The organism is Tropicibacter naphthalenivorans (assembly GCF_900176475.1).
GTDB lineage: Bacteria > Pseudomonadota > Alphaproteobacteria > Rhodobacterales > Rhodobacteraceae > Tropicibacter > Tropicibacter naphthalenivorans.
Genome location: NZ_FWXX01000020.1, coordinates 24,454 through 30,988, shown reverse-complemented (window position 1 = coordinate 30,988; position 6,535 = coordinate 24,454). Strand labels below are relative to the sequence as shown.

Sequence of the window (6,535 nt, the reverse complement as noted above, 5' to 3'; positions counted from 1 at the left end):
TCGCCAGCGCCGCCGAGCAGGCTGTCCTGATCGTTGCCGCCATACAGCGTGTCGCGCTCGATCCCGCCGTTCAGCGTGTCGTTGCCGTCCTCGCCATGCAGTGTGTCAACGCCGTCATCTCCGTCGAGCGAGTCGTCGCCCACGCCGCCATAGAGCCGGTCGTTGTCCGCGCCGCCGCTGAGCGTGTCGTTGCCCGCATCGCCGTCAAGCGTGTCGCGCCCGGCCTCGCCGGACAAATCGTCCGCGCCATCGCCGCCGTTCAGCACATCATTATCGTCGCCGCCGCCGACCACGTCGTCGCCTGCGCCTGCGTTCACGGTGTCGTTGCCTTCGTCGGCGCTGATCGCGTCGTTGCCGTCCAGGCCGATGATCTCGTCGTTGCCTTCAAAGCCGGTGATGATGTCGACGCCATTGCTGCCGGTCAGCGTGTCCGCGCCCGATGTGCCGTTGACCACGCCGCCGCTGCCGCTGACCAAGAGGATCTCGGTAAAGCTGCCGGTCGAGAGCGTGGCAAAGGTGTCGGTGAACAGGCCGTTCAGCGTCAGGGTGATGTCGGTGTCGCCATCGCTGTCCATGTCGATTTCCAGCGTCGTGTCGACGCCGTTGTCGGTCAGGGTCAGGTCGGTCTCTGCAAAGCTCTGGACGTCCACGCGGATGCGATCGCCCAGCGTAAAGTCGGTGATCGTGTCGCCATCCAGCTCCCAGAACTGGCCGCGGAAGAGGTCGTCTTCGGTGCCGCCGGTCAGGGTGTCGAAACCGCCGCCGCCGCCAAGCGTATCGGCCCCTTCGCCGCCGGTCAGGCTGTCTGCGCCATTGTCACCGCCGAGCGAGTCGTCGCCCTGACCGCCAATCACGAGGTCGTCGTCGTTGCCACCATACAGGACATCGTTGTCGGTGCCGCCGTCCAGCGTATCGTTGCCAGAGCTGCCATACAGGGTGTCGGTGCCGCTGTCGCCGGTCAGCGTGTCATTGTCGCTGCCGCCGTGCAGGTAGTCATTGCCAACACCGCCGTCGAGGCTGTCTTCGCCCGCGTCGCCCTGAAGGTAGTCGTCACCGCTGTCCCCGAAAAGGCTGTCGTTGTCGTTGCCGCCATAGATATTGTCGCGGTCGGTGCCGCCGCGCAGCGTGTCTGCGCCGTCCTGACCGTAAAGGGTATCGATGCCTTCGTTGCCCAGCAGGCTGTCGGCGCCGCTGCCGCCTTCGATGTCGTCATTGCCCAAGCCACCAGAGGCGGTATCGTTGCCTTCGTCGCCCCAGATGTCGTCGGCGCCGTCCTCGCCGTTCAGCAGGTCGTTGCCCTGGCCGCCGGTCAGTTCATCGTCGCCATCGCCGCCTGCCAGCGTATCATCGGACGAGCCGCCAAACAGCTGGTCCGCCCCCGTGCCGCCGAACAGCGTGTCGTTGGACGCACCGCCAGAGATATCGTCGTCCCCGGCCTGCCCGTCGATGAAATCGCCCGCGATCGAGCCGGTCAGCGTGTCGTCCAGCGCGCTCGGGGTGCCTGCGCCCGCGTCGGGGATCAACAGGATGTCGGTCGCGCCGTTCTGGCCCACGTTGGACTGCGCCACAAAGGTTCCGGCATAGCCCAGCCCTGCCAGCGTAACCGTCACATCGCGCGTGCCATCGCCATTGGTGTCGACCAGCAGCAAGGTGTCGCCGTTCAGCTCTTGGGTGCTGATGTCCACGTCGGTAAAGCGCTGGCTGAGAATGCGGATGCGGTCTTGGGCGGTGAAATCCTCGATCCGGTCGCCGTCGATTTCCCAGGACTGGCCCGCGCCAAAGATATCGGCCCCGGCGCCGCCGGTCAGCGTGTCGGTGGTGCCGCCGCCGTTGAGCGTATCGTTGCCCAGACCGCCAAGGATCACGTCGTTGCCAGCGTCCCCGACCAGCAGGTCGTCGCCATCGTTGCCTTCGATATAGTCGTCGTCCGACCCGCCATAGACAGAGTCGTCACCGTCGCCGCCGTACAGGTCATCATCGCCAGAGCTGCCGTACAGGGTGTCGGTGCCGCTGTCCCCGGTCACGGTATCGTTGCCCGTGCCGCCATGGGCATAGTCGTTGCCCGCGCCGCCGCTCAGGCTGTCTTGGTCCGCGTCGCCTTGCAGGTAGTCGTCGTCATCGCCGCCCGACAGCGTGTCGTTGCCGGTGCCGCCGTAGAGGTCGTCATCGCCCAAGCCCCCGGTCATGACGTCAAAGCCCGCCTCGCCATGCAGCCGGTCCACGCCATCGTCGCCATCCAGCTGGTCGTCGCCGATGCCGCCATAGATCGTGTCGTTGTGATCGCCGCCCGCGATCAGGTCGTTGCCCGCGTCGCCATAGATCTCGTCGTCGCCGCCTTGGCCCAGAACGGTGTCGTTGTCCTCATCCCCGCGCAAGAAGTCATCGCCCGCGCCGCCATCGATCAGGTCATTGCCAAGCCCGCCGAACACGTCGTCCGCGCCATCGCCGCCATAGGCGGTGTCATTGCCCGCCAGCGCGGTGATCTGGTCGTTGCCGCCCATCCCCGACAGGTGGTCATCGCCGGTGGTGGCCACATGGGTGTCGTTGCCCGCGCTGCCCACCCAAGTCGAGCCAGACCCAAGGCTGGGCAGGAAAATCTCGGTGAAGTTGCCAGAGGTGATTAGCTGGAACGCCGCGCCAAAGGTGCCGGTCAGCGTAAAGAACAGATCGGCGGTGCCGCTTTGGTCGGTGTCGATGCTGAACAGCGTATTGCCGCCCACCACGCTGGTGGTCATATCCGAGGCGAAAAAGCTTCTAAGGTCGACGCGAATCCGGTCCCCGGCGGCGAAATCGGTGATCACGTCCGAATCCAGCTGCCAGTCATAGCCAAGGAACAGGTCGTCCCCGGCCCCGCCGCTAAGCGTATCGGACTGGCTGCCGCCGTTCAGCGTGTCGTCGCCCAAGCCGCCGCTAAGCACGTCGTTGCCCGCGTCCCCGGTCAGAGAGTCGTCGTCCGCCTCGCCGAACAGGCTGTCATCACCCGACCCGCCAAACAGGCTGTCGTTGCCTTCGCTGCCGTACAGGCTGTCGTCGTCGTGGCCACCGTAAACGGTGTCGCTGCCTTCGTCGCCGTCGATGGTGTCATTGCCAGAGCCGCCGAACAGATAGTCGCCTTCGGTCCCGCCAGAGATGCTGTCCTGATCGTTGCCGCCTTGGATGTAGTCGGATTCCGACCCGCCGAGGATCGTGTCGTTGCCGTCGCCACCGTCCAGAAAGTCGTCGCCCGCGTCGCCAAGCAGGCTGTCAAAGCCGCCGCCCCCGTACAGCGAGTCGCCAGAGCCGCCGCCCACCAGCGTGTCGTCGCCCAGATCGCCGTACAGCTTGTCGACCCCAAGTTGGCCCAGCAGGCTGTCTGCGCCCTCGCCGCCATAGATCACATCCGCGCCAGAGCCGCCGTCCAGCGTGTCGTTGCCGCCATCGCCCGAGATCACTTCGCCGGCCAGACCGCCGGTCACGACGTCATCGCCAAGGCCCGCCATGATGATGCGCGTCGCGCCATCCCCGGCCAGCGTGTCATTGCCCGCGTTGCCAAAGATCGTGCTTGCCCCGCCCGCCGCGACGCCGCTGGCAGTGGTGTCGTCCACGATCAGGCCGCCGACAGGCGCGCCCGACGCGCCGATCCCCGCCGGGTCAAAGCCGTAAATCGAGGTCGAGCTGCCCTCCAGCACCGTCAGGAAATCCGCCGAGAACAGCCCGCTGAGAGTGATCAAAGTGTCGGCTACGCCATCCCGGTTGGTGTCGATGCTCAGGGTTGTGTTGCCGCCGGAGGTGCCCACGGTGACGTGGCTGTCGTCAAAACGGGTCCCCGTGATGGTGATCACATCGCCCGCAACGCCGCCGCTGGTGACGCTGAAATCGGTGATGGTGTCGCCATCCAGGTTGGCCGCGCTGTCGGTGAACAGATCGGCCCCGGTGCCGCCGCTCAACAGGTCAACGCCCGAGCCGCCGGACAGCACGTCTTCGCCCGCGCCGCCATAAAGGACATCGGCGTTGCCATCGCCGCGCAGCGTGTCTGCGCCGTCTTGACCTACCAGCGTGTCGTTCTCGGACCCGCCGGACAACAGGTCATCGTCGATCCCGCCGTCCAGCAGGTCAAGCCCAGAGCCCCCCGACAGCGTATCCGCGCCTTCGTCGCCGTACAGCGTGTCGTCGCCGCTGTTCCCGTTGAGGTTGTCGTTCGACAGGTTGCCGTGCAGCAAGTCGTCGTCCTGCCCGCCGGACAGGTAGTCTCCGCCGTCGCCGCCGGTCAGCGTGTCGTTGCCCGACCCGCCATCAAGGTTATCGCCCCCGGTGCCGCCATCCAGCGTGTCCGCCCCGGCGTCGCCATAGAGCGTGTCATTGCCGTCGTTGCCCAGCAGCGTGTCGTTGTCCGCGCCGCCACTGAGCCGGTCGCTGCCCGCGTTCGAGACCAGCGAATCCGCGCCAGAGCCGCCGTCCGCCACGTTACCGCTGCCGGTGCCCACGTCGATGGTATCCGCCCCCGCGCCCGCATAGATGGTGTCCGCATCCGCGCCGCCGTCGATGCTGTCGTTGCCATCGTCGCCCACGATGTAATCGCGACCTGCGCCGCCAAGGATCGTGTCGTTGCCCGCCCCGGCATAGATCGAATCCCGACCCACGCCGCCATCCAGATCATCCGCGCCAAGCGCCCCGATCAGCCGGTCATCGCCATCGCCCCCCGCCAGCGTATCCGCCACCAGCGAGCCGTTAAGGATGTCATCGCCGCTGGTGCTCGTCCCGCCGGGGGCCGGGATATAGATGATGTCGGTCTCGCTCTCGCCCGCCAGCGCGGCGAAATAGCCGCTGAACGTGCCCGTCAGCGTCAGCGTGATGTCAAAGCCCGGCGTCTCGTCCGTGTTGATCTGCAACAGCGTGTTGCCGCCCACGACAGAGGTCTGAAACGCGCTGTCATACAGAAAGACCGAGTTGATGCGGATCGTGTCCAGATCGGTGAAATCGGTGATGGTATCGCCGTCCAGCTCGGTCACGCCGTTGCGGAACACATCCGCCCCCGCGCCGCCGGTCAGCGTGTCAAAGCCGCTGTCCCCCGACAGCGTGTCGTCCCCGGCGCCGCCGGTCAGGCTGTCATTGTCGCTGCCCCCCGACAACAGGTCCGCGCCATCTCCGCCGTCCAGCGTGTCCGCCCCGCCAAGCCCCAGCAGCTGGTCGTCGCCGCCAAGACCTTGGATGCTGTCCGCCGCAGAGGTGCCGCTTTGGATGTTGTCGTTTGCGTCGCCGATGAAAGTCGCCATGGGAATCCCCGTTTAAAATCGCGTGCGGCCTGCCCGATGCGCCCCGACCAAGCTTCGGCGCGCCCCTGTGATCCAAGGCCAAAAAGAGCAGAGGTCTTCTGCTATAAAATGGTGCTTCTCGCCGCGAGTTTAGGGAAACTGAACGCTCCGTAAAGTATGGATAAGCAGTATTTTCAGTCTGGGCGGGCAAGCGCTGCCGTTTTGCGTGCATATGGCGGCGCAAACTCTCTTTTGTTTAGATTCAAGGCTCTTGGCGCTGTGTTCTGCGGGCCTGCCTTTAGGTTTTGCTCTCGTCCGCCCCAGCCTTGGCACGTCCGAGAAAGTGGTCACCCAGCTGGCGCGTGCCATGCGCCTCGCCGACCATGTCCAAGGCCATGGCGGTCAAAAAGAACTGAGCAGGCCCATGGATGCGGCGCGGCGTGACCCAAGGCAGCAGCCGCAGCGCCACCTGCCGCAGGCAATCGGGCAGGAGGGTGATCCGCACAGGCCGGTCCAGCGTGGCAAAGGCCAGCTGCGCCAATTCGCGGTGGGTAAAGGTCTGCGGCCCGCCCACGTCCAGCCAGTCGCGCCCCGCCTCTGTCGCGTCTGCAATGGCGTCGGCCAGATCCGCGCCGTGAATCGGGTTGATCAGGTGGGTGCCGGGGGCAAACAGCCAGACCCGCCCCGCCCGCGCCATGTCCAGAAAATCGCCCATGTCCGAGAAATACCCCGACGGGGCGATCACCGTGCTGGCCACGGGCGAGGCGACCAGCGCACCGACAAAGGCGGCCTTGGCCGCGACCAGGGGCACATGCGCCATCGCGCCGGCCCCCAGAACATGAACATAGGCAAAGCGCGCCACGCCCGCCCGCTCGGCCTCTCGCAGCAGGTTGAGGTTGGCCTGAAAATCCACGTCACGATAGGTCAACCCGTCCGCCTGCCGGGTGATCCCCAGCGCCGAAACCACCAGATCGGCGCCCTCCATCAGGCCCGCCAAGGTCTCTGGCCGCGTCGCCTGCGCCTCGATCAAGGCGTCGGCATTCAGACCGTGGGCGCGGGCTTTGTCCCGCACCAGCGCCGCAACATAATAGCCGCGCCGCCGGTATTCGGCGCAGAGATAGCGCCCGAGGTAGCCGGTCGCCCCGGCAATAAAAACGGATTTCATCGTCACACCTTTCACGCAAACAAGCGCCACGGCCAGAGCGGTTTCGCCCCCCGCGCGCCCCGATCATGGCCCACCCCATGCCCTGTCAACAAGGCATGGAGCGCGTCAAAGCGGTGACGGCGGTAGGTCAGCAGCGGGC

2 protein-coding genes are annotated in these 6,535 nt (G+C 66.1%); both read right to left on the bottom strand.

Going from position 1 to position 6,535, the window contains the following annotated elements:
• Positions 1–5,252: beta strand repeat-containing protein (locus B9A11_RS20365; RefSeq protein WP_084662845.1), on the bottom strand; the 5,252-nt coding region annotated here is incomplete at its 3' end.
• 277 nt (positions 5,253–5,529) lie between these two features.
• Positions 5,530–6,396: an NAD(P)H-binding protein gene (locus B9A11_RS20360; protein WP_058249429.1), complete on the bottom strand. Its 867-nt coding sequence runs from the start codon at positions 6,394–6,396 to the stop codon at positions 5,530–5,532.
• Positions 6,397–6,535: the final 139 nt, after the last annotated feature.

What these genes read in the sequence shown, in the direction of transcription:
- B9A11_RS20360 (WP_058249429.1), bottom strand. Translation starts at nt 6,396, where the DNA reads ATGAAATCCGTTTTTATTGCCGGGGCGACCGGCTACCTCGGGCGCTAT.